This is a genomic window from Streptomyces sp. NPDC051684, from assembly GCF_044453445.1.
Taxonomy (GTDB): domain Bacteria; phylum Actinomycetota; class Actinomycetes; order Streptomycetales; family Streptomycetaceae; genus Streptomyces.
Genome location: NZ_JBITCS010000003.1, coordinates 314,598 through 338,334, shown reverse-complemented (window position 1 = coordinate 338,334; position 23,737 = coordinate 314,598). Strand labels below are relative to the sequence as shown.

General features: G+C 70.1%; 21 protein-coding genes. 9 read left to right on the top strand and 12 right to left on the bottom strand.

Annotation, left to right across the window (positions count from 1 at the left end; genetic code table 11):
- Window positions 1-76 precede the first annotated feature (76 nt).
- Window positions 77-1,042, bottom strand: a complete 966-nt coding sequence (locus ACIA8D_RS05815) for a pirin family protein (RefSeq protein WP_399229009.1) — start codon at window positions 1,040-1,042, stop codon at window positions 77-79.
- 214 nt (window positions 1,043-1,256) lie between these two features.
- Window positions 1,257-1,712 carry an SseB family protein gene (locus tag ACIA8D_RS05810; protein WP_399229007.1) on the bottom strand — a complete coding sequence of 152 codons (456 nt, stop codon included), beginning with the start codon at window positions 1,710-1,712 and terminating at the stop codon, window positions 1,257-1,259.
- 142 nt (window positions 1,713-1,854) lie between these two features.
- Here ACIA8D_RS05810 and ACIA8D_RS05805 point away from each other — a divergent pair, with 142 nt between their 5' ends.
- The 3 genes from ACIA8D_RS05805 to ACIA8D_RS05795 all read left to right on the top strand — a co-directional run bounded on the left by ACIA8D_RS05805 (window position 1,855) and on the right by ACIA8D_RS05795 (window position 5,530).
- Window positions 1,855-3,693 (top strand): acyl-CoA dehydrogenase, encoded by a 1,839-nt coding sequence (locus ACIA8D_RS05805; RefSeq protein ID WP_399229005.1) that lies wholly within the window; start codon window positions 1,855-1,857, stop codon window positions 3,691-3,693.
- Between the two features lie 234 nt (window positions 3,694-3,927).
- Window positions 3,928-5,226, top strand: coding sequence for a M18 family aminopeptidase (locus ACIA8D_RS05800; protein WP_399229004.1), 1,299 nt, complete (start codon window positions 3,928-3,930; stop codon window positions 5,224-5,226).
- Window positions 5,227-5,305: 79 nt separating this feature from the next.
- Entirely contained in the window at window positions 5,306-5,530 is a 225-nt protein-coding gene (locus tag ACIA8D_RS05795; protein WP_399229002.1) for a DUF6458 family protein, read from the top strand.
- Between the two features lie 10 nt (window positions 5,531-5,540).
- On the opposite strand, the gene ACIA8D_RS05790 is transcribed toward ACIA8D_RS05795, so the two are convergent.
- Window positions 5,541-7,364: an NHL domain-containing thioredoxin family protein gene (locus ACIA8D_RS05790; protein ID WP_399229000.1), complete on the bottom strand. Its 1,824-nt coding sequence runs from the start codon at window positions 7,362-7,364 to the stop codon at window positions 5,541-5,543.
- A gap of 222 nt (window positions 7,365-7,586) precedes the next feature.
- On the opposite strand from ACIA8D_RS05790, the gene ACIA8D_RS05785 reads away from it, so the two are divergent.
- Complete coding sequence (locus tag ACIA8D_RS05785) at window positions 7,587-8,021, top strand: hypothetical protein (protein WP_399228999.1); 435 nt, start codon at window positions 7,587-7,589, stop codon at window positions 8,019-8,021.
- Between the two features lie 47 nt (window positions 8,022-8,068).
- Here ACIA8D_RS05785 and ACIA8D_RS05780 read toward each other — a convergent pair whose 3' ends face one another.
- Complete coding sequence (locus ACIA8D_RS05780; RefSeq protein WP_399228998.1) at window positions 8,069-9,574, bottom strand: FG-GAP-like repeat-containing protein; 1,506 nt, start codon at window positions 9,572-9,574, stop codon at window positions 8,069-8,071.
- Window positions 9,575-9,799: 225 nt separating this feature from the next.
- On the opposite strand from ACIA8D_RS05780, the gene ACIA8D_RS05775 reads away from it, so the two are divergent.
- Window positions 9,800-10,300: an LURP-one-related/scramblase family protein gene (locus ACIA8D_RS05775; protein ID WP_399228996.1), complete on the top strand. Its 501-nt coding sequence runs from the start codon at window positions 9,800-9,802 to the stop codon at window positions 10,298-10,300.
- Between the two features lie 182 nt (window positions 10,301-10,482).
- On the opposite strand, the gene ACIA8D_RS05770 is transcribed toward ACIA8D_RS05775, so the two are convergent.
- Window positions 10,483-11,292 carry a carbon-nitrogen family hydrolase gene (locus ACIA8D_RS05770; RefSeq protein ID WP_399228995.1) on the bottom strand — a complete coding sequence of 270 codons (810 nt, stop codon included), beginning with the start codon at window positions 11,290-11,292 and terminating at the stop codon, window positions 10,483-10,485.
- A gap of 179 nt (window positions 11,293-11,471) precedes the next feature.
- On the opposite strand from ACIA8D_RS05770, the gene ACIA8D_RS05765 reads away from it, so the two are divergent.
- Entirely contained in the window at window positions 11,472-12,296 is an 825-nt protein-coding gene (locus ACIA8D_RS05765) for a maleylpyruvate isomerase family mycothiol-dependent enzyme (protein ID WP_399228993.1), read from the top strand.
- A 455-nt stretch (window positions 12,297-12,751) separates the two neighbouring features.
- Here ACIA8D_RS05765 and ACIA8D_RS05760 read toward each other — a convergent pair whose 3' ends face one another.
- Window positions 12,752-14,074, bottom strand: a complete 1,323-nt coding sequence (locus ACIA8D_RS05760; RefSeq protein WP_399228991.1) for a nitrate/nitrite transporter — start codon at window positions 14,072-14,074, stop codon at window positions 12,752-12,754.
- Window positions 14,071-14,742 carry a GntR family transcriptional regulator gene (locus ACIA8D_RS05755; protein WP_399228989.1) on the bottom strand — a complete coding sequence of 224 codons (672 nt, stop codon included), beginning with the start codon at window positions 14,740-14,742 and terminating at the stop codon, window positions 14,071-14,073. The genes ACIA8D_RS05760 and ACIA8D_RS05755 overlap by 4 nt, the downstream gene beginning before the upstream one ends.
- A 160-nt stretch (window positions 14,743-14,902) precedes the next feature.
- Here ACIA8D_RS05755 and ACIA8D_RS05750 point away from each other — a divergent pair, with 160 nt between their 5' ends.
- Entirely contained in the window at window positions 14,903-15,784 is an 882-nt protein-coding gene (locus ACIA8D_RS05750) for a D-alanyl-D-alanine carboxypeptidase family protein (protein ID WP_399229113.1), read from the top strand.
- An 83-nt stretch (window positions 15,785-15,867) separates the two neighbouring features.
- Here the strand turns inward: ACIA8D_RS05750 and ACIA8D_RS05745 are convergent, their stop codons facing one another.
- The 3 genes from ACIA8D_RS05745 to pdhA are packed head-to-tail and all read right to left on the bottom strand — an operon-like array spanning window position 15,868 to window position 19,453.
- The gene (locus ACIA8D_RS05745; RefSeq protein WP_399228988.1) at window positions 15,868-17,208 is read right to left on the bottom strand and encodes a dihydrolipoamide acetyltransferase family protein; all 1,341 of its coding nucleotides are present in this window, start codon (window positions 17,206-17,208) and stop codon (window positions 15,868-15,870) included.
- A 14-nt stretch (window positions 17,209-17,222) separates the two neighbouring features.
- Window positions 17,223-18,203: an alpha-ketoacid dehydrogenase subunit beta gene (locus tag ACIA8D_RS05740; protein WP_399228987.1), complete on the bottom strand. Its 981-nt coding sequence runs from the start codon at window positions 18,201-18,203 to the stop codon at window positions 17,223-17,225.
- Between the two features lie 5 nt (window positions 18,204-18,208).
- A complete protein-coding gene (pdhA, locus tag ACIA8D_RS05735) occupies window positions 18,209-19,453 on the bottom strand; it encodes a pyruvate dehydrogenase (acetyl-transferring) E1 component subunit alpha (protein ID WP_399228985.1) in 1,245 nt (414 codons plus the stop codon).
- Between the two features lie 381 nt (window positions 19,454-19,834).
- On the opposite strand from pdhA, the gene ACIA8D_RS05730 reads away from it, so the two are divergent.
- The gene (locus tag ACIA8D_RS05730; protein ID WP_399228983.1) at window positions 19,835-20,491 is read left to right on the top strand and encodes a response regulator; all 657 of its coding nucleotides are present in this window, start codon (window positions 19,835-19,837) and stop codon (window positions 20,489-20,491) included.
- A 111-nt stretch (window positions 20,492-20,602) separates the two neighbouring features.
- Window positions 20,603-21,061, top strand: a complete 459-nt coding sequence (locus tag ACIA8D_RS05725) for a pyridoxamine 5'-phosphate oxidase family protein (protein ID WP_399228981.1) — start codon at window positions 20,603-20,605, stop codon at window positions 21,059-21,061.
- A gap of 42 nt (window positions 21,062-21,103) precedes the next feature.
- On the opposite strand, the gene ACIA8D_RS05720 is transcribed toward ACIA8D_RS05725, so the two are convergent.
- A complete protein-coding gene (locus ACIA8D_RS05720) occupies window positions 21,104-22,684 on the bottom strand; it encodes a protein kinase (protein WP_399228979.1) in 1,581 nt (526 codons plus the stop codon).
- Window positions 22,685-23,004: 320 nt separating this feature from the next.
- Entirely contained in the window at window positions 23,005-23,550 is a 546-nt protein-coding gene (locus tag ACIA8D_RS05715; protein ID WP_399228976.1) for a bacterial proteasome activator family protein, read from the bottom strand.
- Window positions 23,551-23,737 lie beyond the last annotated feature (187 nt).

The window sequence follows — 23,737 nt, the reverse complement described above, 5'->3', positions numbered from 1 at the left end:
CGCCCCGCCTCCCGGCCGGGTCCGGCCGAGTGACGGGGCGTCATTTATTGCTCGCTCGTCGTGACGCGTCAGCGCATCACGTGTGCGGCAGACGCTCCTTGCTGGGGATGACGCCCAGGCGTCCGGCCTGGAAGTCGTCGAAGGCCTGCTGGAGTTCGGCCTTGTTGTTCATCACGAACGGGCCGTAGTGCGCCATCGGCTCACGGATCGGCTGACCGCCCAGGATGACCACTTCGAGGTCGGGGGTGTTCGCGTCCTGGGACTCGTCGGCGCGCACGGTCAGGGACGAACCCGCACCGAACACGGCGGTCTGGCCCGTGTGCACGGGACGCCGGTCGGCGCCGACGGAGCCCTTGCCAGCGAGCACGTACACGAGCCCGTTGTAGTCCTCGCGCCAGGGCAGCGTCGCCTCGGCGCCCGGGCGGACGGTGGCGTGCACCATCGTGATCGGGGTGTGCGTGATGCCCGGCCCCTCGTTGCCGTCCAGCTCACCGGCGATGACGCGAAGCAGCGCGCCGCCGTCGGCGGTCGTGAGCAGCTTGACCTGGCCGCCGCGGATGTCCTGGTACCGCGGGTTCTTCATCTTGTCCTTGGCGGGCAGGTTGACCCACAGCTGGAGGCCGTGGAACAGACCGCCGCTCATGACGAGCGACTCCGGCGGCGTCTCGATGTGCAGCAGACCCGAGCCGGCCGTCATCCACTGGGTGTCGCCGTTGGTGATGGTGCCGCCACCGCCGTGCGAGTCCTGGTGGATGAAGGTGCCGTCGATGATGTACGTGACGGTCTCGAAGCCGCGGTGCGGGTGCCAGGGGGTGCCCTTGGGCTCGCCGGCCTCGTACTCCACCTCACCCATCTGGTCCATCATGATGAACGGGTCGAGGTACTTGTAGTTGATCCCGGCGAACGCGCGGCGCACCGGGAATCCCTCCCCTTCGAAACCGCTCGGCGCGGTCGTCACAGCGAGCACGGGGCGCGCCACGGCGTCCGCCGGCGCGGCCACGCGGGGCAGGGTCAGCGGGTTCTCGACGGTCACAGCGGGCATGGCGGCCTCCTCGGGGTCTGCCATCAATTTAGTTGAACGGTGAACATCCCGCAAGTCGCCACCTATTCCCGGGCACGCGAAAGGCCCGGACGCGAGGTGCGTCCGGGCCTCTATCAACGATGGGCGACTACTGGCCGCAAGTGGGCGACCGACGACAACGCCGCGAGCGTGCGTGCCAGGCCCCGCGAGCCCGGCCTGATCCAAACGACAAGCCCTAGCCGTACATGCGACGCATCGCGAAATCGACCATCTCCTCGACCGCCTTCGCGTCGAAGACCATCCGGTGCTCGCCCTCCATGTCGAGCACGAAGCCGTACCCGGTGGGCAGCAGGTCGATGACCTCGGCGCCGGTGATGACGAAGTACTTGGACTCCTTGCCCGCGTATCTGCGCAGCTCCTTGAGGGTGCTGAACATCGGGATCACCGGCTGCTGGGTGTTGTGCAGCGCGAGGAAGCCGGGGTTGTCGCCACGCGGGCAGTAGACCTTCGACGAGGCGAAGATCTGCTGGAAGTCCTCGGCGGACATCGAGCCCGTGGTGAACGCGCGGACCGCGTCCGTCAGCGAGGGCGGCGACGGCTCGGGATACAGCGGCGGAGCCTGCTGCCCGTACCCGCCCTGCGGCGGCGCGTACTGCTGCCCGGCGCCCGGGCTCTGGTCGTAGCCGTACATGAAGGGAATGCTACCGAGCCGCTCAAGGACAGGGGCGCCGCGTTCGTCACAGTTGGCCCACTGGGGGTTGATTCTTATTACCCACGGGTAGCATTCTGTTGGTTACTAGTTGGTATGCGTACGAGGACACGGAGCCGTCGCCATGGGGCACTACAAGTCGAATCTCCGCGACATCGAGTTCAACCTCTTCGAGGTGCTCGACCGCGACAAGCTGTACGGCACCGGCCCGTTCGGGGACATGGATGTCGACACCGCAAAGAGCATCCTCGAAGAGGTCGCCCGCCTCTCCGAGAACGACCTCGCGGAGTCCTTCGCGGACGCGGACCGCAACCCGCCGGTCTTCGACCCGGAGACCAACACGGCTCCGGTCCCGGCCTCCTTCAAGAAGTCCTACAAGGCCTTCATGGACGCCGAGTACTGGCGTCTCGGCCTGCCCGAGGAGATCGGCGGCACCACCGCGCCGCGCTCCCTGATCTGGGCCCACGCGGAGCTGATCCTGGGCGCCAACCCGGCGATCTGGATGTACTCCTCCGGCCCGGCGTTCGCCGGCATCCTCTTCGAGGAGGGCAACGAGCAGCAGAAGAAGGCCGCCGAGATCGCCGTCGACAAGCAGTGGGGCTCGACGATGGTGCTGACCGAGCCGGACGCCGGTTCGGACGTCGGCGCCGGCCGCACCAAGGCCGTCGAGCAGGCCGACGGCTCCTGGCACATAGAGGGCGTGAAGCGCTTCATCACGTCCGGTGAGCACGACATGTCGGAGAACATCCTCCACTACGTCCTCGCCCGCCCCGAGGGCCACGGCCCCGGCACCAAGGGCCTCTCGCTCTTCCTCGTCCCGAAGTTCGAGTTCGACTGGGAGACCGGCGAGCTGGGCGAGCGCAACGGTGTCTACGCCACCAACGTCGAGCACAAGATGGGCCTCAAGGCCTCCAACACGTGCGAGATGACCTTCGGCGACCAGCACCCCGCCAAGGGCTGGCTGATCGGCGACAAGCACGACGGCATCCGCCAGATGTTCCGCATCATCGAGTTCGCCCGCATGATGGTCGGCACGAAGGCGATCTCCACGCTGTCGACGGGCTACCTCAACGCCCTCGAGTACGCCAAGGAGCGCGTCCAGGGCTCGGACCTCGCCCGCAGCACGGACAAGACCGCGCCGAAGGTCACCATCACGCACCACCCGGACGTGCGCCGCTCGCTGATGACGCAGAAGGCGTACGCGGAGGGCATGCGCACGCTCGTGCTCTACACGGCCTCCGTGCAGGACGCGATCCAGGTCAAGGAGGCGGCGGGCGAGGACGCGGCCACCGAGCACGCGCTCAACGACCTCCTCCTGCCCATCGTGAAGGGCTACGGCTCCGAGAAGGGCTACGAGCAGCTCGCCCAGTCGCTCCAGACGTTCGGCGGCTCCGGGTTCCTCCAGGAGTACCCGATCGAGCAGTACATCCGGGACTCGAAGATCGACACCCTCTACGAGGGCACGACCGCGATCCAGGGCCAGGACTTCTTCTTCCGGAAGATCGTCCGCAACCAGGGCGCCGCGCTGAACGCGCTCTCCGAGGAGATCAAGAAGTTCCTCGCCGTGGAGACCGGCGGCGAGGAGCTGGCCGCGGCCCGCGAGACGCTCGGCAAGTCGGCCGGCGAGCTGGAGGCCATCGTCGGCCTCATGATCAACGACCTGGTCGCCACCGAGCAGGACGTGAAGTCGATCTACAAGGTCGGCCTCAACACGACCCGCCTGCTGATGGCCTCCGGCGACGTGGTCGTCGGCTACCTGCTCCTCAAGGGTGCGGCCGTCGCCGCCGAGAAGCTCGCCGCGGGTGCCTCCGGCAAGGACGTCGCGTTCTACCAGGGCAAGATCGCCGCTGCGAAGTTCTTCGCCGCGAACGTCCTGCCGGGGGTGACGGGGGCGCGGAAGCTCGCGCAGACGACGAGCGAGTCGGGCGTCGAGATCATGGACCTCGACGAGGCGGCCTTCTAGGACCCGTCGTGGTGTGGCCCGTCGTCCCTGTTGCGGGACGACGGGCCTTTGCCTTTGCCGGTTGCGCGCGCAGTTCCCCGCGCCCCTTTTAGGGGCGCGGGGAACTGCGCAAAGCCACGACGCGGCCGCAGCCCGCACAGCGGACAGACACCACACGCACACCGGCGCGAAGGCCGCCGGAGGCAGGCCACCGGGGCCGCGCCGCACCCGGAGGGACTGGCTACCCTTGGCCGCATGAACACCGCCTCCCGCCCCTTCGATCGTGGGCACACCGACGACCTGATGGCCTTTCTCGCGGCGAGCCCCACGCCGTACCACGCCGTGGCAAACGTGGCCGCACGGCTGGAGAAGGCGGGATTCCAGCAGGTCGCCGAGACCGACGCCTGGGACGGCACGAGCGGCGGCAAGTTCGTCACCCGCGGCGGCGCCGTCATCGCCTGGTACGTCCCGGAGGGCGCCGGCGCCCACACGCCGTTCCGGATCGTCGGCGCGCACACCGACTCCCCGAACCTGCGCGTGAAGCCCCAGCCCGACATGGCGAGCAACGGCTGGCGCCAGATCGCCGTCGAGATCTACGGCGGACCGCTGCTCAACTCCTGGCTCGACCGCGACCTCGGCCTCGCGGGCCGCGTCTCGCTGCGCGACGGCACCGAGCGCCTGGTGAACGTCGACCGCGCCCTGCTGCGCGTCCCGCAGCTCGCCATCCACCTGGACCGATCGGTCACGTCGGACGGCCTGAAACTCGACAAGCAGCGCCACATGCAGCCCATCTGGGGCCTCGGCGGGGACGTCCACGAGGGCGACCTGCTGTCCTTCCTTGAGGACGAGAACGGGCTCGGCCGCGGCGACATCACCGGCTGGGACCTGATGACGTACGCCATCGAGGCTCCCTCCTACCTGGGCCGCGACAAGGAGCTCGTCGCCGGGCCCCGCATGGACAACCTGCTGTCCGTGCACGCCTGCACCGCCGCGCTCGCCGAGGTCGCCAAGCAGGAGGACCTCCCGTACATCCCCGTGCTCGCCGCCTTCGACCACGAGGAGAACGGCTCGCAGTCCGACACCGGCGCCGACGGCCCGCTGCTCGGCACGGTCCTGGAGCGTTCGGTGTTCGCGCGCGGCGGCTCGTACGAGGACCGCGCGCGGGCCTTCGCCGGCACGATCTGCCTCTCCTCCGACACGGGCCACGCCGTGCACCCCAACTACGGCGAGCGCCACGACCCCACGCACCACCCGCGCGCCAACGGCGGACCGATCCTCAAGGTGAACGTCAACAACCGTTACGCGACGGACGGTTCGGGCCGCGCCGTGTTCGCGGCGGCGTGCGACAAGGCGGGCGTCCCGTTCCAGTCGTTCGTGTCGAACAACGCGATGCCGTGCGGCACCACGATCGGCCCGATCACCGCCGCCCGGCACGGCATCAAGACGGTCGACATCGGCACGGCGATCCTCTCCATGCACAGCGTGCGCGAACTGTGCGGCGCCGACGACCCGTACCTGCTGGCGAACGCGCTCACGGCGTTCCTGGAGGGCTGAACTCCGGTGTGAGGGCGAGGGGTTCGGGGGTACCCGGGCCCCTCACTCACGTTCGCACACACCACAGGAGGCGGAGCTGATGAGCCTTGGAGGTTCCATCATCCTGATCGCGGTCGGCGCGATCCTCGCGTTCGCGACCGACTGGCACATGCAGAGCGTCAACCTCGATCTGGTCGGCTGGATCCTGATGATCGTCGGGCTGATCGGCACCTTCGTGTTCCGCAGCGTCGGACGACGCCGGGGCCTGGTCCCGCCCGCCAATCGCACGACCGTGGTCGAGGACGAGCGGGATCGGCACATCTAGACCACCACCGTCAGGTCCCGTCCTCGTCCAGGCCCGCCAGCACCAGCGGCAGCCGCTCGGCCCCGCCCTCGGCGACCCGCACCGGGACGCCCCAGTCCTGCTGGTGGACGTGGCAGGCCGGGTACTCGTTCTCGGGGTCGTCGTCGCAGGACGCGGCCATCGCCGAGACGTGCAGCACGCCCTCGGTGACGGCCGGGTCCAGGGTCAGCTCGCGGGTGAGGTCGGTGCCCGCGCCGTCCCCCGCGGCCAGCAGCTCGGGCGGCGTCGACGAGACGAGGAGGCGGGTCGAGGGCCCGTACCGGGTGTCGAGCTTCTGCCCGGCCGGGGCCTGGAACACCACGTCCAGCCGGAGGCCGCCGCCCGCGACCTCCGTCGCCGCGCGCTGCGTGCGATGGGCGACCGACTCGACGCGCACGGCCTCCTCGGGCAGCCGCAGCCGGGTCAGCCGGTGCCGCGCGGACTCGACGACGACCACGTCGTCCCCGACGACCACCGCGTCGCTGGGCTCGCGCAAATCGGTGGCGAGCGTGGTCACTTGGCCCGTCGAGGGGTCGTAGCGCCGCAAGGCGTGGTTGTACGTGTCCGAGACCGCGACCGAGCCGTCCGGCAGCGCGGTGACGCCCAACGGGTGCTGGAGCAGCGCCTGTTCGGCGTCCCCGTCGCGGTGCCCGAAGTCGAAGAGGCCGGTGCCGACGGCGGTGTGCACGGCGCCGTCCCCGTCCACGTACCGCAGCGCGCTGGTCTCGGAGTCGGCGACCCACAGCCGGTCGCCGGCCGCGGCGAGCCCGGACGGCTGCGCGAACCAGGCCTCGGCGCCGGGGCCGTCCACAAGACCCTCGTTCGTGGTGCCCGCCGCGACGGCGACCGTCCGCGCCTCCGGGTCGTACGTCCACAGCTGGTGCACGCCCGCCATGGCGATCCACACCTTGCCGCCGAAGACGGCGACGTCCCACGGGGAGGAGAGGTCGACCTCCAGGGCAGGACCGCTGGTCGGGGACCCCTGCCACCACTGCTTCCCGGTGCCGGCGAGGGTGGTGACGCCCCCGGTGACGAGGTCGAGCGCACGCAGCGCGTGGTTCACCGTGTCCGCCACGACGACGGTGTTCTCGTCGAGCAGCGCGAGCCCCTGCGGCTCGTTGAACGAGTCGGGACCGAAGCCCCGCTCGCCGCTGCCGATCCGCCGCACGACGCTCTCGCCGTCCTCGGCCAGCTCCACCAGCTGATGCCGCGTCGTGTCGCTGACCAGGAAGTTCCCCGACGGCAGCACGATCGCCTTGCCGGGAAAGCGGAGGTCGGTGGCGACCGGCTCGGGCGCCACGTACGGCCCGTCTCCGCGCCGCAGCGTCCCCTTCGCCGCGTGCTCCGCCTCCAACTCCCCGACCAGCGCCTCGATCGCGTGCGCGTGCCCCTCACCGGCGTGCTGCGCGACGACGTACCCCTCGGGGTCGATCACGACGAGCGTGGGCCAGGCCCGCACCGCGTACTGCTTCCACGTCGCGAGCTCGGGGTCGTCGAGCACCGGGTGCTCGACCCCGTACCGCTCGACGGCGTCGACGACGGCCGCGTGCTCGGCCTCGTGCACGAACTTCGGCGAGTGCACCCCGATGATCACGACGGTGTCCCGGTGCTTCTCCTCCAGCTCCCGCAACTCGTCGAGGACGTGCAGGCAGTTGATGCAGCAAAAGGTCCAGAAATCCAAGATTACGATGCGTCCGCGCAGGTCGGCGAGGGTGTAGCCGGTCCCGCCGGTGTTCAGCCAGCCACCTTTTCCGACCAGTTCGGGGGCGCGGACACGGGCTCGGCGGGTGCTGCGGGCGGGCGCGGAGTCGTTCATGCTTCAAGCGTGCCACGCGTGCCGTGCCGCGGCACCGAGAGCCCTCGCCACGGTGTGGCGGTCGAGCGCTAAGTGGATTCGTATCCCATCCTCGCGCACCGCGATGGGGCTCAGCGGCGCGTCGCTCGACCAGGTCAGGCAGGTCTACGCGGCGGGAGACTCCGGGACGCGCGACACCTCGGGAGTGGTCGGTGTCCTCGTCACGCTGCTGTCGGCGACCGCGTGCAGCCGGGCGTTGGGCGGTGGCTCGCGTGGCTCGGGGTGTGGACGGCGGCGATCCTCGCGCAGGGCGTGCTGCGGGACGGCTTCGGCCTGGGGGCGTGGCTGGGGTTCGTGCTGTCGTACGTGACGAGCGTGCTGCTGTGGTGGTGGACGCAGCATCTGCTGCTCAGGAGCCGGGTGGCGTGGCTGCCGCTGCTGCCGGGAGCGCTGCTCACCGGGGCGGGCGTGGCCGCGCTGTCGTGGGCCTCGCATCTGTACATGCCGCGCGTGCTGAACCGTTCGCTCGCGCAGTTCGGCCCGTTCGGGCTCGTGTTCACGCTGTTGTCGTGGCTGATCGTGCTGTTCACGGTGGTGTGCGTGGGGATCTCGGTGGGTCATGTCGTCGCCCGGGAGCGGCCGGTGGCGCGGCTGCTGCGGACGCCTGGAACGGCGTAGGGCCGCACCCCCGTGCGGCGGTGCGGCCCTACCGGGTCCGTGCGGGGTCAGCGCAGCGGGTTGCCGAACAGCGCCTTGGTGTCCGGGGCGCCGAGGTCCTTCGGGTTGATGGCCTTCGAGCCGGTCGCGGTGATGCCGGTGGCGGTTCCGGGGAACGACCACACGGCGCCGGAGGAGGCGTTCTCCCCGGTCGCGGAGACCGCGAGGTCGCGGTTGCCGTCGCCGTTGGTGTCGAGCAGCTGGCAGCCCGAACCGAACGTGTCGCCCGACTCGGCGACGCCCGGCACGTTCGCCGAGTTCTGGTTGAGCACCTGGGAGCCCTCGCCGGTCACGCCGTCGGCGGAGCCGTGCAGCAGCGCGACGGAGCCGGCGTCGGTCAGACCGCTGAAGTCCTCGCCCGCGATACCGAGGGCGACCTCGGCGCGGCCGTCGCCGTCCACGTCGGCCACGGAGACGCAGGAGCCGAGCTTGTCGCCGTCCTCCTGGGCGCCGTAGAAGCCGGGCAGGGACTGGTCGAAGGTCTGGGTGGCGTCGCCCTTGAGGCCGTCCTTCGAGCCGAACGCGAGAGTCACCTTCTGCATCGTCTCGCCGATGTCGGACTCCTCGGGGTCGGAGCCGACGACCAGGTCGTCGATGCCGTCGCCGTTCACGTCACCGGAGGCCAGTTCCCCCTGGGTCTCCGGTGCCCAGCCGCGCTTGAAGCCCGAACCGCTGCCGTACAGGACTGTGTTGTTCCACACGCCGTCGCCGTTGTACGAGCGCACGGCCAGGTCGTCGCGGCCGTCGCCGTTGAGGTCGCCGACCGCGTTGAAGAACACGGGGCCGGTCGTCGAGTCCGGCCCGTCCACGCAGCCGTAGTCGTCGTCGACGCAGGTCGCGTCGTCCTTGCCGTAGCCCCACCACTCGGACTTGTCCATGAAGTTCAGCTTCTGGGCGGGGGCGCCGGCGCGGGAGACCGGGCCCTTCCACAGGGCGGCGCCCTGATGTTCGGGGTCGTCGCCGTAGCTGCCCATGTCGGCGAGGAGGGCCAGGTCGGCCTTGCCGTCGCCGTCGAAGTCGCCGATCTGGGGCGAGCGTCCGTACGTGGCGATCTTCGTGCCGCCGGTCAGGCCGGAGGCCGAGCCCCAGACGATGACGCTGCCGGCGTCCTTGCTCTTGGAGCCGATCACGAGGTCGCTGTAGCCGTCACCGTCGAGGTCGCCCTTGGTGAGGTACTGGCCGAACGCCTCCTTGGCGGCCGCGGAGCCCGGAATCCCGCTGGTGGAACGGGAGATGAGCTTCTTGTTCGCGGCGTCGAGGCCGTTCGCCGAGCCGTACGTCACCGCGACGTAGCCGGCCCCCGCCTGGCCGGAGATCGTGCCTCCGGGCGCGGCGGTGACGAGGTCGGCGTAGCCGTCGCCGTTGAAGTCCTCCGCCGGGGCCGCCTTGCCCGCGGCGGTGGTGGCCGCCTGCGCCGGGGTCAGCGACACGGCGGTGAGGCCGCCGGCGACGAGGGCCGCGGTCGCCATCGCGATCCGCAGCCTGCGGACACTGTGGGGTCGTGCGCGCAACATGTTGTTCCTTCGGTCGTAAGGTCACGTCCACCCCAAATGACCCATCACTCCCGCCGGTGGTTGCAGCGACCACCGAACTCTCTTTCGTAGAACGCACGTTGGGACAGAATCACAACAAAATCAGAACCGACTGGGGCTCGATTCGGGAGCCCGGCTTCCCTCATCCGGCCCTGAAGAGGGCCGCCAGGGGGATCCGGTACGCGAATTTCGGGCACTGTTCGACGTATGCGCTACGAAGTGAGGGAACGGATCTTCGCCATCGGCGAGGACTACTGGATCGAGGACGAGAACGGCCACAAGGCGTTCCTCGTCGACGGCAAGGCGATGCGGCTGCGGGACACCTTCGAGATCAAGGGGCCCGACGGGCGGGTCCTCATCGACATCCACGAGAAGATGTTCGCGCTGCGCGACACGATGGTGATCGAGCGCGGCGACGAGGAGCTGGCCCGCATCAAGCGCAAGCGGCTGTCCCTGCTGCGCAATCACTACCGGGTGCAGCTGGCCGACGGCAGCACGGAACTCGACGTCAGCGGCAAGATCCTGGACCGGGAGTTCGCCGTCGAGTACGAGGGGGAGCTGCTGGCCGAGATCTCGCGGCGGTGGCTGCGGGTGCGGGACACCTACGGCGTCAACGTGGTCCGCGACGACGCCGATCCGGCGCTCCTGATCGCGGTGGCGGTGTGCGTGATCCACCTGGCGGAGAAGGAACGGGGGGTGGTGGACTGACGCCCGCTCACGGTGCTCCGCCGCCCATCTCCCACTCACCCGCCCCCTCCGGGAGCGTCGGCCGCCGCCTTGGGCAATCTGCCGCCTTGGGCGGCAGGGTGGGCAAGGCGGCGCCCCGGTGCCGCGCGCCCAGGACGAGGGGGCGCCGACCACGGCGCGGCCCAAGAGCCCCGGTGCGGCCCCTATCGACCGGTCGGCGGCGTAAGCCCCAGTTTGCGGTCCTTCAGGGCCGGGAACTTTTCGCGGGTGGCCTCGACCTCCTGCGGGTCGAACTCCACCCGCAGCACCTCTTCACCGGCCCCCGCCTCGCCGAGCACCACACCCCACGGGTCGACCGCGATGCTGTGCGCGGCCTGCGGAACCCCCGCGTGCGTACCGGCACTTCCGCACGCGAGCACGAACGCCTGGTTCTCCACGGCCCGCGCCTGCGCCAGCAGCGTCCAGTGCGAGCGCCGCCGCTCCGGCCACCCCGCCGACACGATCAGCGTCTGCGCGCCCCGGTCGACCAGGCCCCGGTACAGCTCGGGGAAGCGCAGGTCGTAGCACGTGGTCACGCCCACCACGGTCTCCGGCAGGCGCACCGTCACCAGTTCCTCGCCCGCGCCCATCAGCACGGCCTCGCCCTTGTCGAAGCCGAACCGGTGGATCTTGCGGTAGGCGGCGGCGAGTTCGCCGTCGGGGGAGAAGACCAGCGACGTGTTGTAGAGGGGGCCCTCCGGGTCCCGCTCCGGGATCGAGCCCGCGTGCAGCCACACCCCCGCGTCCCGCGCGGCCTTGGCCATCGCTTCGAAGGTCGGCCCCTCCAGCGGTTCGGCCTCCTCGGCGAACCGCTCGTAGGCGAAGGCCCCGGTCGTCCACAGCTCCGGGAGCACGACGAGATCGGCGCGCCCCGCCTCTTCTCGTACCAGTGAACTCACGCGCTCCCGACGGGCGTTGACCGTTTCGGCCGACGTGTCGTCATTTACCGCGATCTGGATGAGCGAGGCGCGCACACTACCACCGTCCTGGCATTCGAGCCGTCGGCTCTACGTCAACAACAGCCCTGCGTTCGTCACACCAAAGCACTGCCGGGGTGCCTACGGGCAGCGTAACTTAGCCTCTCAAGACACCCACGCCCGTGCCCGACGACTGTCTAAACGCCCGTGTACCACCGCTCGAGGGGTCCCTTTCCGTGAGTCTCCACCCCAGCCTTCAGACCTACGCCGACGCCTGGACCCACTCCGTGGAAGCGATATCCGAGCTGGTCACACCGCTCGCCGAGGGTGAATGGAACCGGGCCACACCGTGCCCCGGCTGGTCGGTGCGCGATCTCGTCTCGCACGTGATCGGCGTCGACTGCGAGATGCTCGGCGACCCGCGGCCGATCCACACGCTGCCCCGCGACCTCTACCACGTACAGACCGAGTCGCAGCGCTACCAGGAGATCCAGGTCGACATCCGCCGGCACCACACGGCACCCGAAATGGTCTCCGAGCTCGAGTACACGGTCATCCGCCGCAACCGGCACCTTCGCAACGAGTCGCGCGACCCCTCGACCATCGTGCGCGGACCGCGCGGCATCGAGGAGACCCTCGAATTCGCGATGCGCAGGCGGGCGTTCGACATCTGGGCGCACGAGCAGGATCTGCGCTGGGCCCTCGGCAAGCCCGGCAACCTCGACTCCCCGGGTGCGTACGTCACCCGGGACCTGCTCCTGTCGATCCTCCCGAAGATCGTCACGAAGGACGCGGGGGCTCCCGCGGACTCGGCGGTCGTGCTGGATGTGCACGGGCCGGTGGAGTTCCTGCGTACGGTGCGCGTGGACGCGGACGGCAGGGGCACGGTCGACGGGTCGCCTTCGCTCGGTCCGGCGGTGACGATCGCTCTGGACTGGGAGACGTATGTGCGGTTGTCCTGTGGGCGAGTGGCGGTGGATGCGGTGTCCGACCGGGTGAAGACGGAGGGCGATCCCGCCCTCGCGGGGGCCATCCTGGCGGCGCTACCGGTCACGCCCTGACCCTCCGGGGGACCGGCACCGGCATTACGGCCACAGGGCTCCGCCCCGGACCCCGCGCCTCAATCGCCGGCGGGGCTTCACAAGATCGGGGCTCCGCCCCGGACCCCGCTGCTCAAACGCCGCAGGGGCTTGAATCACCGGCACCGGCCCCGACGCTACGGGCCCGTGCCACCGCCCATCTCCCACCCACCCCCTCCGGGGGCGTCGGCCTCGCAGGGTGCCGCACCAGGCGATCGGCAACCTGCCACCGGCACGGCTCCCACCCGTGACGGTCGACCGCAACCCCTTGGGGTGGCCGCCGACCGCGGCTCCCCGCCCTTGGCGGGCGGCCGTCACCGGCTTGGGCAATCGCCGCCTTGGGCGGCGGGTGGGCAAGGCGGCCCCCGGTGCCGCGCAACAGGGACGACAGCCCGGCCACGAGGCCGGTCGCACGGGGACTGCCGGCCCGGCCACGGTCACACGGGGACGTGGACCGAGGCCACCCGGGAAGCGACCAGGCGTTCCCGTTCCGCGCGGGCCGCTCGCCCGCGCAGACGGAGGATCTGACTCACGCCGAGCGCCTCCAGGACGAACACCGCCGAGAACGCCACCCGGTAGTTGTCACCGGTCGCATCCAGCAGCACCCCCACCGCCAGCAACGTCGTCATCGAGGCGATGAACCCGCCCATGTTGACGATCCCGGACGCGGTCCCCTGCCGCTCCGGCGGATTCGCCGGCCGCGCGAAGTCGAACCCGATCATCGACGCGGGCCCGCACGCCCCGAGCACCACACACATCACCACGAGCAGCCACATCGGCGCCTGCCCCGGCCACACCACCGGCATCGCCCACATCACCGCGGTCGTCGCCACGGTCCCGAGCGCGAGCGGCAACCGCGCCGCATGGTGCCGCGCCACGATCTGCCCGTACACGAGCCCGACCATCATGTTGGAGAGGACGACGAGCGTCAGCAGCTCGCCGGCCGTGCCCCGCGAAAGACCCTGCGCCTCCACCAGGAACGGCAGCCCCCACAGCAGCAGGAACACCATCGCCGGGAACTGCGTCGAGAAGTGCACCCACAGGCCGAGCCGCGTCCCCGGCTCCCGCCAGGTCGCCGCGATCTGCCCGCGCACGTACGCGGCCCCCTTGTGCGTACCGGACAGCGGGGCGGGCTCGTACCCCTCGGGGTGGTCCTTGAGGAACAGCAGCATCAGCACGAGCACCACGACACCCGCGAGCGCGCTGCCTGCGAACGCGGCCGTCCACCCGATGCCGTGCAGCAGTCGTGCAAGGACCAGCGTGGAGACGAGGTTGCCCGCCATCCCGACGAGCCCCGCCAGCTGCGCGACCAGCGGACCGCGCCGCGCCGGGAACCACCGCGTACCGAGCCGCAGCACGCTGATGAACGTCATGGCGTCGCCGCAGCCGAGCAGCGCGCGCGACACCAGCGCCATCGTGTACGAGGAGGAGAACGCGAAGCCCAGCTGCCCGATGGTGAACAGGATCACGCCGAGCGTCAGCACCTTCTTGGTGCCGAGCCGGTCGACCATCAGGCCGACGGGTATCTGCATGCCCGCGTACACGAGCAGCTGGAGAATCGAGAACGTCGACAGCGCGGAGGCGTTGATGTGGAAGCGTTCGACGGCGTCGAGGCCCGCGACACCCAGCGACGTACGGAAGATGACGGCGACGAAGTAGACGGCGACGCCGATCGACCAGACCGCGACGGCCCGCCGACCGCCGGGCGGATCGCCGGGCAGGGACATCGAGGGGGAGGACGGGGAGGTGGCTGAACTCATCGCTCGTCACCCCGCGCCAGGCTCCGCACCCAGCTGACGTGCCGGCGCACGACCGCGACGGCGGCCTCCTCGTCCGCGGCCCGCAGCGCGTCGAGGATCTCGCTGTGCTCGCTGAGCGTCTTCGCGATGCGGTCGGGGTGCGAGCGCATCACGGCGACGCCCATCCTCAACTGCCGGTCGCGCAGCTGGTCGTAGAGGCGGGAGAGGATCTCGTTGCCCCCGCTGCGGACGATCTCCGCGTGGAAGCAGCGGTCGGTGGTGGCGGCCTCGGTGAACTCCCCGGCGGCGGCCTGCGCCCGCTGCTCGTCCAGGAGCTCCTCCAGGCGCGCGATGAGCCGCGGCTGCGCGGGCACCGCCTTGCGCACCGCGTGCTCCTCGACGAGCAGTCGCGTCTCGACGACGTCCGCGATCTCCTGCGCGGAGACCGGCAGGACCAGGGCGCCCTTCTTCGGGTAGAGCTTGAGCAGCCCCTCGACCTCCAGCTTGAGCAGCGCCTCGCGCACGGGCGTGCGGGAGACCCCCACGGCCTCGGCGAGCTCGCCCTCGGTGAGCAGCGTCCCGCCCTCGTAGCGGCGCTCCAGGACGCCTCGCTTGACGTGGTCGTAGACGCGTTCGGCGGCGGGTGGGCGCTTCTCGGTGACGGGCTTTTCGGTGGCGGTCGCAGGCATGCGCACATCATAGATACAACACGTACGCAAGCCGATGGGCGTCCATCATGCGGAATGTCACGCACCCCCCTCCCCGCGCAACCAGGGGAGCCCTCCACGTGTCTCACACGGCGCGACCCTGTTCCCAAGGGGCGTGATTCCAGGGACATTTGGAGCATTTATCTTGAAAACTCGCAGAGCGGGCATCGCCGTCGTCCTTGCCGGTGTCGTGATCACCAGCGGTGCCCTGACCACCACCGCTCAGGCCGCCACCGCACCGGCCAAGCCGAGCATCGCCGCGGCGGGTGGCTATGTCATGAACAACGGGACGGGTTCGAGCCTCTACACGAAGGCCGCGGACACCCGCCGGTCCACCGGCTCCACGACCAAGATCATGACGGCCAAGGTGGTGCTGGCCCAGAAGAACCTGAACCTGGATTCCAAGGTCACGGTCCAGAAGGCGTACAGCGACTACATCGTCAAGAACACCGCGTCGTCGGCCCGTCTGATCGTCGGCGACAAGGTCACCGTCCGCCAGCTGCTGTACGGCCTGATGCTGCCCTCGGGCTGCGACGCCGCGTACGCGCTCGCGGACAAGTTCGGCTCGGGCTCGACCCGGTCGGCGCGCGTGAAGTCCTTCATCGGCAAGATGAACAAGTCCGCGACCGACATGGGCCTGAAGAACACCCACTTCGACTCGTTCGACGGCATCGGCAAGGGCGCCAACTACTCGACGCCGCGCGACCTGACGAAGATCGCGTCGTCGGCGATGAAGAGCTCGACCTTCCGCGCGGTCGTGAAGACGAAGTCGACGAAGCAGAAGGTCACGACGAAGTCCGGCGGCTACCGCTACATGTCGTGGTCCAACACGAACAGCCTGCTCGGTACGTACTCCGGCACCATCGGCGTCAAGACCGGCTCGGGCCCGGAGGCCAAGTACTGCCTGGTCTTCGCGGCGACGCGGAGCGGGAAGACCGTGATCGGGACGGTGCTGAAGTCGACGTCCGTCAACGCGCGGACGTCCGACGCGAAGAAGCTCATGGACTACGGGTTCAAGAAGTAGTGAATCAAGCCCCTCCGGCGATTGAGGAGCGGGGCCTGGGGCAGCGCCCCAGGCCGCAACCCCGTCGCCGGAGGGACATGCGATCAGGCCCAGGTCAGCAAGCGCTTGGGGCGTTCCAGGATCGCCGCCACATCGGCCAGCACCTTGGAGCCCAGCTCCCCGTCGACCAACCGGTGATCGAAGGAGAGCGCCAGCGTCGTCACCTGACGCGGCTTGACCTTGCCCTTGTGGACCCACGGCTGAAGCTTGATCGCTCCGACGGCGAGGATCGCCGATTCACCGGGGTTCAGGATCGGCGTACCGGTGTCGACGCCGAAGACGCCCACATTGGTGATCGTGACGGTCCCGCCCTGCATCGCCCCCGGGGACGTCCTGCCCTCCCGCGCGGTGGCCACCAGCTCGCCCAGCGCGGACGCCAGTTCGGGCAGGGTCTTGGCGTGCGCGTCCTTGATGTTCGGCACGATCAGACCGCGCGGCGTGGCCGCGGCGATGCCCAGGTTCACGTAGTGCTTCTGGACGATCTCCTGGTTCGCCTCGTCCCATGCGGCGCTGACCTCGGGGTTGCGCTTGATCGCGACGAGCAGCGCCTTGGAGATGAGCAGCAGCGGGTTGACCCGAAGCCCCGCCATGTCCTTGTCGCCCTTGAGCTCCTCGACGAGCTTCATCGTGCGCGTCACGTCGATGGTCACGAACTCCGTGACGTGCGGCGCCGTGAACTTCGAGTGCACCATCGCCTGCGCGGTCGCCTTCCGGACGCCCTTGATCGGGATCCGGGTCTCGCGGACGGAGTCGTACGCGGCGGGGGCGGGGGCCGCCGCCGGCTCGGGGGCCTGGGCGGGCACCTCGGGCGCGGGCGCCGGCGCGACGGCCGCGTGCACGTCCTCGCGCGTGATGATCCCGTCGGTGCCGGACGGGATCACGGTGGCGAGGTCGACTCCGAGGTCCTTGGCGAGCTTGCGCACGGGGGGCTTGGCGAGCGGCCGGGTCAGCGTGGCGGTGCCGTTGGCGGTGGTCGCCGCCTCGCCGCCCTCGGCCCCCTTGCGGGCCCGCCGCTTGGTGGAGGACTCGGCGACGCCGTACCCGACGAGCACGGGCTGACGGCCCTGCGGCGCCTCGGCGTCGGCTGCGGCCTCGGCCGGGACCTCGGCCTCCGGCTCGGCCGCGGGCACGGGCTCAGGCGCGTCCCCCGCCACGTCCACCGAAATGATCACCTGGCCGACGTCGACCGTCGTCCCCTCCGGGAAGAGCAGCTCCTTGACCACCCCGTCGTACGGGATCGGCAGCTCGACGGCCGCCTTCGCGGTCTCGACCTCGCAGACGACCTGCCCGTCCTCGACGGAGTCGCCCGGCTGCACGTACCACTTGAGGATCTCGGCCTCGGTCAGGCCTTCGCCCACGTCGGGCATCTTGAACTCACGAGCCATGATTCAGCCCCCTCTCAGTACGCCAGCGAACGGTCGACGGCATCGAGCACCCGGTCGAGCCCCGGCAGGTACTCCTCCTCCAGGCGCGCCGGCGGATACGGCGCGTGGTACCCGCCGACCCGCAGCACGGGCGCCTCCAGGTGGTAGAAGGACCGCTCGGTGATCCGGGCCGCGAGCTCCGCGCCGGAGCCGAGGAAGACGGGCGCCTCGTGCACGATGACGAGGCGGCGGGTCTTCTCCACCGACTTCTGCACGGAGTCGAAGTCCATCGGCGAGATCGAGCGCAGGTCGAGGACCTCCAGGGACTTGCCCTCCTCCTCGGCGGCCGCGGCCGCCTCCAGGCAGACCTTCACCATGGGCCCGTACGCGGCGAGCGTCAGGTCGCTGCCCTCGCGCGCGACGGCGGCCTTGTGCAGATCGCCGGGGACGGCCTCGGTGTCGACCTCGCCCTTGTCCCAGTAGCGGCGCTTGGGCTCGAAGAAGATCACCGGGTCGTCGCTCTGGATGGCCTGCTGGAGCATCCAGTACGCGTCGGAGGAGTTCGAGGGCGAGACGACCTTGAGGCCCGGCACGTGCGCGAACAGCGTCTCGGGCGACTCGCTGTGGTGCTCGACCGCGCCGATGCCGCCGCCGTACGGGATGCGGATGACGACGGGCGTCTTGACCTTGCCGAGCGCGCGGGCGTGCATCTTCGCGAGCTGCGTGACGATCTGGTCGTACGCGGGGAAGACGAAACCGTCGAACTGGATCTCGACGACGGGCCGGTAGCCGCGCAGCGCGAGGCCGATGGCGGTGCCGACGATGCCGGACTCGGCGAGCGGGGTGTCGATGATCCGGTCCTCGCCGAAGTCCTTCTGGAGGCCGTCGGTGACGCGGAAGACGCCGCCGAGCTTGCCGACGTCCTCGCCCATGACGAGGACCTTCGGGTCGTTGTCGAGCGCCGTGCGCAGCGACTCGTTGATCGCCTTGGCGATCGGAAGCTTCTGTACAGCCATGATCGTCAGGCCCCTTCCCCGTCGGCGAACGACGCCTGGTAGGCGGCGAACTGGGCGCGCTCCTCGTCGACGAGCGCGTGCCCGTCCGCGTACACGTTCTCGAAGATCGCCATGAGGTCCGGGTCCGGCATGGCCCGTACGACCTCGCGTACTCGCTTGCCCAACGTCTCGCTCTCGGCGTCGAGTTCCGCGAAGAATCCCTCATCCGTGTCGGTGTGGGACTCCAGGTACGCGCGCAGGCGCAGGATCGGGTCCTTCGCCTCCCAGGCCACGCGCTCGTCGTCGGAGCGGTACTTCGACGGGTCGTCGGACGTGGTGTGCGCGCCCATCCGGTACGTGAACGCCTCGATCAGGGCCGGGCCCTCGCCCTGTCGGGCCCGGTCGAGGGCCCAGCGGGTCACGGCGAGGCAGGCCAGCACGTCGTTGCCGTCCACGCGGACGCCCGGGAAGCCGAAGCCCTGCGCGCGCTGGTAGAGCGGCACGCGCATCTGGCGCTCGGTGGGCTCGGAGATCGCCCACTGGTTGTTCTGGCAGAAGAACACCACCGGGGCGTTGTAGACGGCCCCGAAGTTGAAGGCCTCCAGGACGTCGCCCTGGCTGGAGGCGCCGTCGCCGAAGTACGCGATCACCGCGCTGTCCACGCCGTCCTTGGCGACGCCCATCGCGTAGCCGGTGGCGTGCAGGGTCTGCGAGCCGATGACGATCGTGTACAGGTGGAAGTTGTTGCTGTTCGGGTCCCAGCCGCCGTGGTTCACGCCGCGGAACATGCCGAGCAGGTTCGTCGGGTCGACCCCGCGGCACCAGGCCACGCCGTGCTCGCGGTAGGTCGGGAAGACGTAGTCGTCCTCGCGGGTGGCCCGGCCGGAGCCGATCTGGGCCGCCTCCTGGCCGAGCAGCGACGCCCACAGGCCCAGCTCGCCCTGGCGCTGGAGGGCGGTGGCCTCGGCGTCGAAGCGGCGCGTGAGGACCATGTCGCGGTACAGGGCGCGCAGCTCGTCGTCGGTGATGTCGGCGACGTACTGGTCGTACTCGGGGTTCGAGACCCGCTCGCCCTCAGGGGTCAGCAGCTGCACCAGGTCGCTCTGCGGCGCCTCGGCCGTGGCGGCCTTCTTGGCCGTCCGCTTCGCGGGGGCCTTGGCCGCGGCGGTCTTGCCGGGGGACTTCTTCGCAGACTTCTTCGCAGCGGGCCGCTTGCGCGGCGGCTGTGCCTTCTGCGCTGCGGCAGTGCTGTCGGCACTGTCTACGGTCACGTGTGCTCCTCCGTCGGTCCGGCCCCGGGATTGCCGGATGGCCAGTCGGCTCGGCTCGCCTGATCCGTCCACGCACGGGGTGGGTGCGAGGTGCCGGCAACAGGCGTGACAAGTGCTCCGGCAAGCACCCCTCACCCAGCACGTTACCCAGTGGGGCACACATCTGCGAAACCCCATCTGACCTGCGATTTTGCTTGGATTTCCAAGTAGTTCGTTGGTTGGATTTCCTAGTATCGCGAGGGAAGACGAAGCGTCGCAGGTCACAGCTGTGCGACGGGTCCTGGGTCCAAGCCTGGCAGGGGGCCGGAACACCGGCACGTTATCCCGGTCACCCCGCGATCATCTAGGGCGCGGCAAAGGTTCTTGTGTGAGACTGAGGCCGTGCGCGAAGACGGAAAAATCCATGTATTTCTGCTCGACGACCACGAAGTGGTCCGTCGCGGCGTCCATGAGCTGCTGTCGGTGGAGGACGACATCGAGGTGGTCGGAGAGGCCGGAACGGCCGCCGACGCCCTGGTGCGCATCCCCGCGACCCGGCCGGACGTGGCGGTGCTCGACGTACGCCTGCCGGACGGCAGCGGGGTGGAGGTGTGTCGCGAGATCCGCTCCATGGACGAGTCGGTCAAGTGCCTGATGCTGACGTCGTTCGCGGACGACGAGGCGCTCTTCGACGCGATCATGGCCGGCGCCTCCGGCTACGTCCTCAAGGCGATCCGCGGCAATGAACTGCTCACCGCCGTACGCGACGTCGCCTCCGGCAAGTCGCTGCTCGACCCGGTCGCCACGGCCCGCGTCCTGGAGCGGCTGCGCGACGGCGGCCGCAAGGACGACGACAAGCTCTCCGGCCTCACGGACCAGGAGCGCAAGATCCTGGACCTGATCGGTGAGGGCCTCACGAACCGGGTCATCGGCGAGCGTCTGCACCTCGCCGAGAAGACGATCAAGAACTACGTCTCCAGCCTGCTGTCGAAGCTCGGCATGGAGCGCCGCTCCCAGGCGGCCGCGTACGTGGCCCGTATGCAGGCCGAGAAGCACTGACGGCTCCCCCGCCCCCTTCCGGGACGCCCGCCCCGCACAGGACCTAGGTCACCGGTCCCTGGGGGCGGGCTCCTCTGTTCTCCCGAGGCGCCCACGGCGCACAGTGGTGACATGCCCTCCGATGCGCTGAAGGACCCCCAGGACCAGGCCCGGGCCCAGGACCGCGCCTTCGAGCTGCTCGCCCGTGTGCCCTACGGCCGCGTCGCGACGAGCATGCGCGCCCTGCCCTTCCTCGCCGCCGCCCGGCACGTCGTGGCCGACGGCCGGCTGCTGCTGCGCATGCACCGCGGTTTCGGCTACCACGAGGCGTGCATCGGCAGCGTCGTCGCCTACGGGGCTGACAACCTGGGACAGGAGCGGCCCGGGGACGAGGGCCAGTGGTCGGTGCAGTGCGTGGGCACGTGTGAGCAGATCGAGCCGACCACCGCCGAGCTGGAGCTCTTCGGGCCCGCGCCGCACTACGCCGACGGCGAGCCCTTCGACCCGGTCCACCTGCGCGTCGCCCCGCAGTTCGTGACGGTGCACGAGCTGCGGGGCGGGTTGGCCCATTCAAGCCCCTCCGGCGATTGAGGCGCGGGGTCCGGGGCGGAGCCCCGTGCGTGTGGCCGGGGGCTACTCGCCGCCGCCGGTGTCGCCGCCGGTGTCGCCACCACCGATGACGTCGGTCGGTTCCGAGCTGCCACCGCTGCCACCACCGGGCGGCGTCGCCGGGTCGGACTCCTCCGGGGGCTCGCTCGTCTCCTGCGACTGCGTCGGAGTCGGATCCGTCGGCTCGTCCGTCGGCTCCTCCGACTGCGTCGGCGACGGATTCGTCGTCGTCGGCTCCTGCGTCGGCGTGTACCCGGTGTCGCCACCCGTGCTCGTGCCCGGCTCCTCCGTCGCGCCCTGCGACGCGTCGTCGTCGGCCGACTTGCTGGGCTTCTCGGACTTCTCGGACTGCGTGGCGCTCGGCGACTTCTTGTTGCCGGGGTCCTTGTCGCCGCCGTCGCCGCCGCTGAGCGCCCAGGCGACGCCCACCGCGATCGCGATGACCGCGAGCACGGCGACGATCCACAGCTTGCCGCGGCCGCGGCCCCCGCCGCCGTTCCCGTTCCCGTCGAAGCCGCCGTCGTCGCCGCCCGGCGGGCGCAGCATCGGCTGCTGGGCCGTGCCGGAGTCGCCGGGGTGCTGCATCGCCGTGGTGGCGGCGACGCCCATGGCGGGCGTGGAGCCGCCCTCGTGCGCGTCGATGGGGCCGGTGTTCCAGGTGCCGGTGTGGCCACCCTGCTCGTACAGCATCTGCAGCGCGTACTGGACGAGCCCGCGCATCTCCTCGGCCGTCTGGAACCGGTCGTCCGGGTCCTTGGCGAGCGAGCGCATGACGAGCCCGTTCAGCTCCGGCGGCACCTCGTCCAGGACCTCGGAAGGCAGCACGGGGGTGTCCTGGACGTGCTGGTAGACCACGGAGAGCGGGGTCTCGCCGGTGAACGGCGGGCGCAGCGCGAGGAGTTCGTAGAGCAGGCAGCCGACGGCGTACAGGTCGGAGCGGTGATCGACGGCCTTGCCGAGGGCCTGCTCGGGCGAGAGGTACTGGGGGGTGCCCATGACCATGCCGGTCTGCGTCATGGTCGACTGGGCGCCGTGCAGGGCGCGCGCGATGCCGAAGTCCATCACCTTGACCGCGCCGGTGTTGGTGATGATCACGTTCGCGGGCTTGATGTCGCGGTGCACGATTCCGTGCTGGTGCGAATAGGCGAGCGCTTCCAGGACACCCGAGACGATGATCAGGGCCTGCTCGGCACCCGGGGCCTCCGCGCTGAGCAGGAGGTCGCGGATGGTGCGGCCCTCGACCAGCTCCATGACGATGTACGGGACGGTGCTCCCGGCGACGACGTCCTCGCCGGAGTCGTAGACCGCGACGACCGCGTGGTGGTTGAGCCCCGCGACCGACTGTGCCTCACGCGTGAAACGGGCCTTGGAGACCGGGTCCTCGGCGAGGTCGGAGCGGAGCAGCTTGACGGCTACCTGGCGGCCGAGACGTACGTCCTCGGCCCCGAAGACCTCCGCCATACCGCCCCGGCCGAGTCTGTGGGTGAGCCGATATCGCCCATCCCCCACGAGCCCGCCGTTACCCCACATCTCCGGCGCATCTGACATACCGCCGCCAGTCGCCTCGGGGTCGGACGGGCCCTGAGCGCGCTGCTGCTGTGCCATCAGTCCTCGCCGTCGTTTCTGTCCATGCTCATCTGGGCTGCCGGATCCATACATCGGAGTACGCGCGGTTGCGAAATATCGACTCCGTCGGGTCACGCTACAGGCATCGGCCATGTCGCCGTTCCGAGATGGACCGGACATCCAACCCGTTGCCGTGCAGGCCCTGCAAATCGTGAGCAGCACATTTGTGGGCGGGCGATGGCGATTTCGTGATCACTTGGGGCGATCGGCACCTGCCGCGCGGTGGCCAAGTTCACGCATACGTAGGGGCCCGTCCTGTGACGGGCCCCTACGTATGTGCTTGCTGTGCTGTGTGTTGCCTAGAGGTACGGGCCGCCGGAGCGGCCGACCGTGCGCGGGTCCTCGCCCTCTTCCTCGCCGCCACCGACGCCGGGCGGCAGGGCCCGGCGCATCTGCTCGAGCTGGGCGCGGGCCGCCATCTGCTGGGCGAACAGCGTCGTCTGGATCCCGTGGAAGAGGCCCTCGAGCCAGCCAACCAGCTGGGCCTGCGCGATGCGCAGCTCGGCGTCGCTCGGGGTCGCCTCCTCCGTGAAGGGCAGGGAGAGCCGCTCCAGCTCCTCGACGAGCTCGGGGGCGAGGCCGTCCTCGAGCTCCTTGACCGAGCTGTGGTGGATCTCCTTGAGGCGCTGCCGGCTCGCTTCGTCCAGGGGAGCCGCGCGCACTTCTTCGAGCAGCTGCTTGATCATGCTGCCGATGCGCATCACCTTGGCGGGCTGTTCCACCATGTCGGTCACCGGGATCTCACGGGACTCGTCGCCGCCACCGCCGCCGAGCGCCATGCCGTCCTGTCCCACGACCAGGACCTGCGGGTTCTCCGGCGACTGTTCGTTCCTCGGCATCTCCATGCCGCCATTCTCTCGTACGTGTCCGTCACATCTCCGTGGTGCCCCCGTTCGGCGCTGATCCACCGCCCCCGGGCGGCCCGAAATCCGGCGTGCCTGTTTTATCCGGCTATGTGAGGCTTGGCACAAGCATCTGGACGAACCGGGAGCGGAAGGGGCTGGGGATGGGGCGGCTTCGGTGGGTGGCCGG

Coding starts and splice junctions, on each gene's coding strand:
- ACIA8D_RS05790 (WP_399229000.1), bottom strand. CDS start 7,364: ATGAACGACTCCGCGCCCGCCCGCAGCACCCGCCGAGCCCGTGTCCGC.
- ACIA8D_RS05725 (WP_399228981.1), top strand. CDS start 20,603: ATGCCCTCCGATGCGCTGAAGGACCCCCAGGACCAGGCCCGGGCCCAG.
- ACIA8D_RS05715 (WP_399228976.1), bottom strand. CDS start 23,550: ATGGAGATGCCGAGGAACGAACAGTCGCCGGAGAACCCGCAGGTCCTG.
- ACIA8D_RS05740 (WP_399228987.1), bottom strand. CDS start 18,203: ATGGCTGTACAGAAGCTTCCGATCGCCAAGGCGATCAACGAGTCGCTG.
- ACIA8D_RS05760 (WP_399228991.1), bottom strand. CDS start 14,074: ATGAGTTCAGCCACCTCCCCGTCCTCCCCCTCGATGTCCCTGCCCGGC.
- ACIA8D_RS05775 (WP_399228996.1), top strand. CDS start 9,800: ATGCGCTACGAAGTGAGGGAACGGATCTTCGCCATCGGCGAGGACTAC.
- ACIA8D_RS05795 (WP_399229002.1), top strand. CDS start 5,306: ATGAGCCTTGGAGGTTCCATCATCCTGATCGCGGTCGGCGCGATCCTC.
- ACIA8D_RS05755 (WP_399228989.1), bottom strand. CDS start 14,742: ATGCCTGCGACCGCCACCGAAAAGCCCGTCACCGAGAAGCGCCCACCC.
- ACIA8D_RS05780 (WP_399228998.1), bottom strand. CDS start 9,574: ATGTTGCGCGCACGACCCCACAGTGTCCGCAGGCTGCGGATCGCGATG.
- ACIA8D_RS05805 (WP_399229005.1), top strand. CDS start 1,855: ATGGGGCACTACAAGTCGAATCTCCGCGACATCGAGTTCAACCTCTTC.
- ACIA8D_RS05800 (WP_399229004.1), top strand. CDS start 3,928: ATGAACACCGCCTCCCGCCCCTTCGATCGTGGGCACACCGACGACCTG.
- ACIA8D_RS05745 (WP_399228988.1), bottom strand. CDS start 17,208: ATGGCTCGTGAGTTCAAGATGCCCGACGTGGGCGAAGGCCTGACCGAG.
- ACIA8D_RS05815 (WP_399229009.1), bottom strand. CDS start 1,042: ATGCCCGCTGTGACCGTCGAGAACCCGCTGACCCTGCCCCGCGTGGCC.
- ACIA8D_RS05720 (WP_399228979.1), bottom strand. CDS start 22,684: ATGGCACAGCAGCAGCGCGCTCAGGGCCCGTCCGACCCCGAGGCGACT.
- ACIA8D_RS05810 (WP_399229007.1), bottom strand. CDS start 1,712: ATGTACGGCTACGACCAGAGCCCGGGCGCCGGGCAGCAGTACGCGCCG.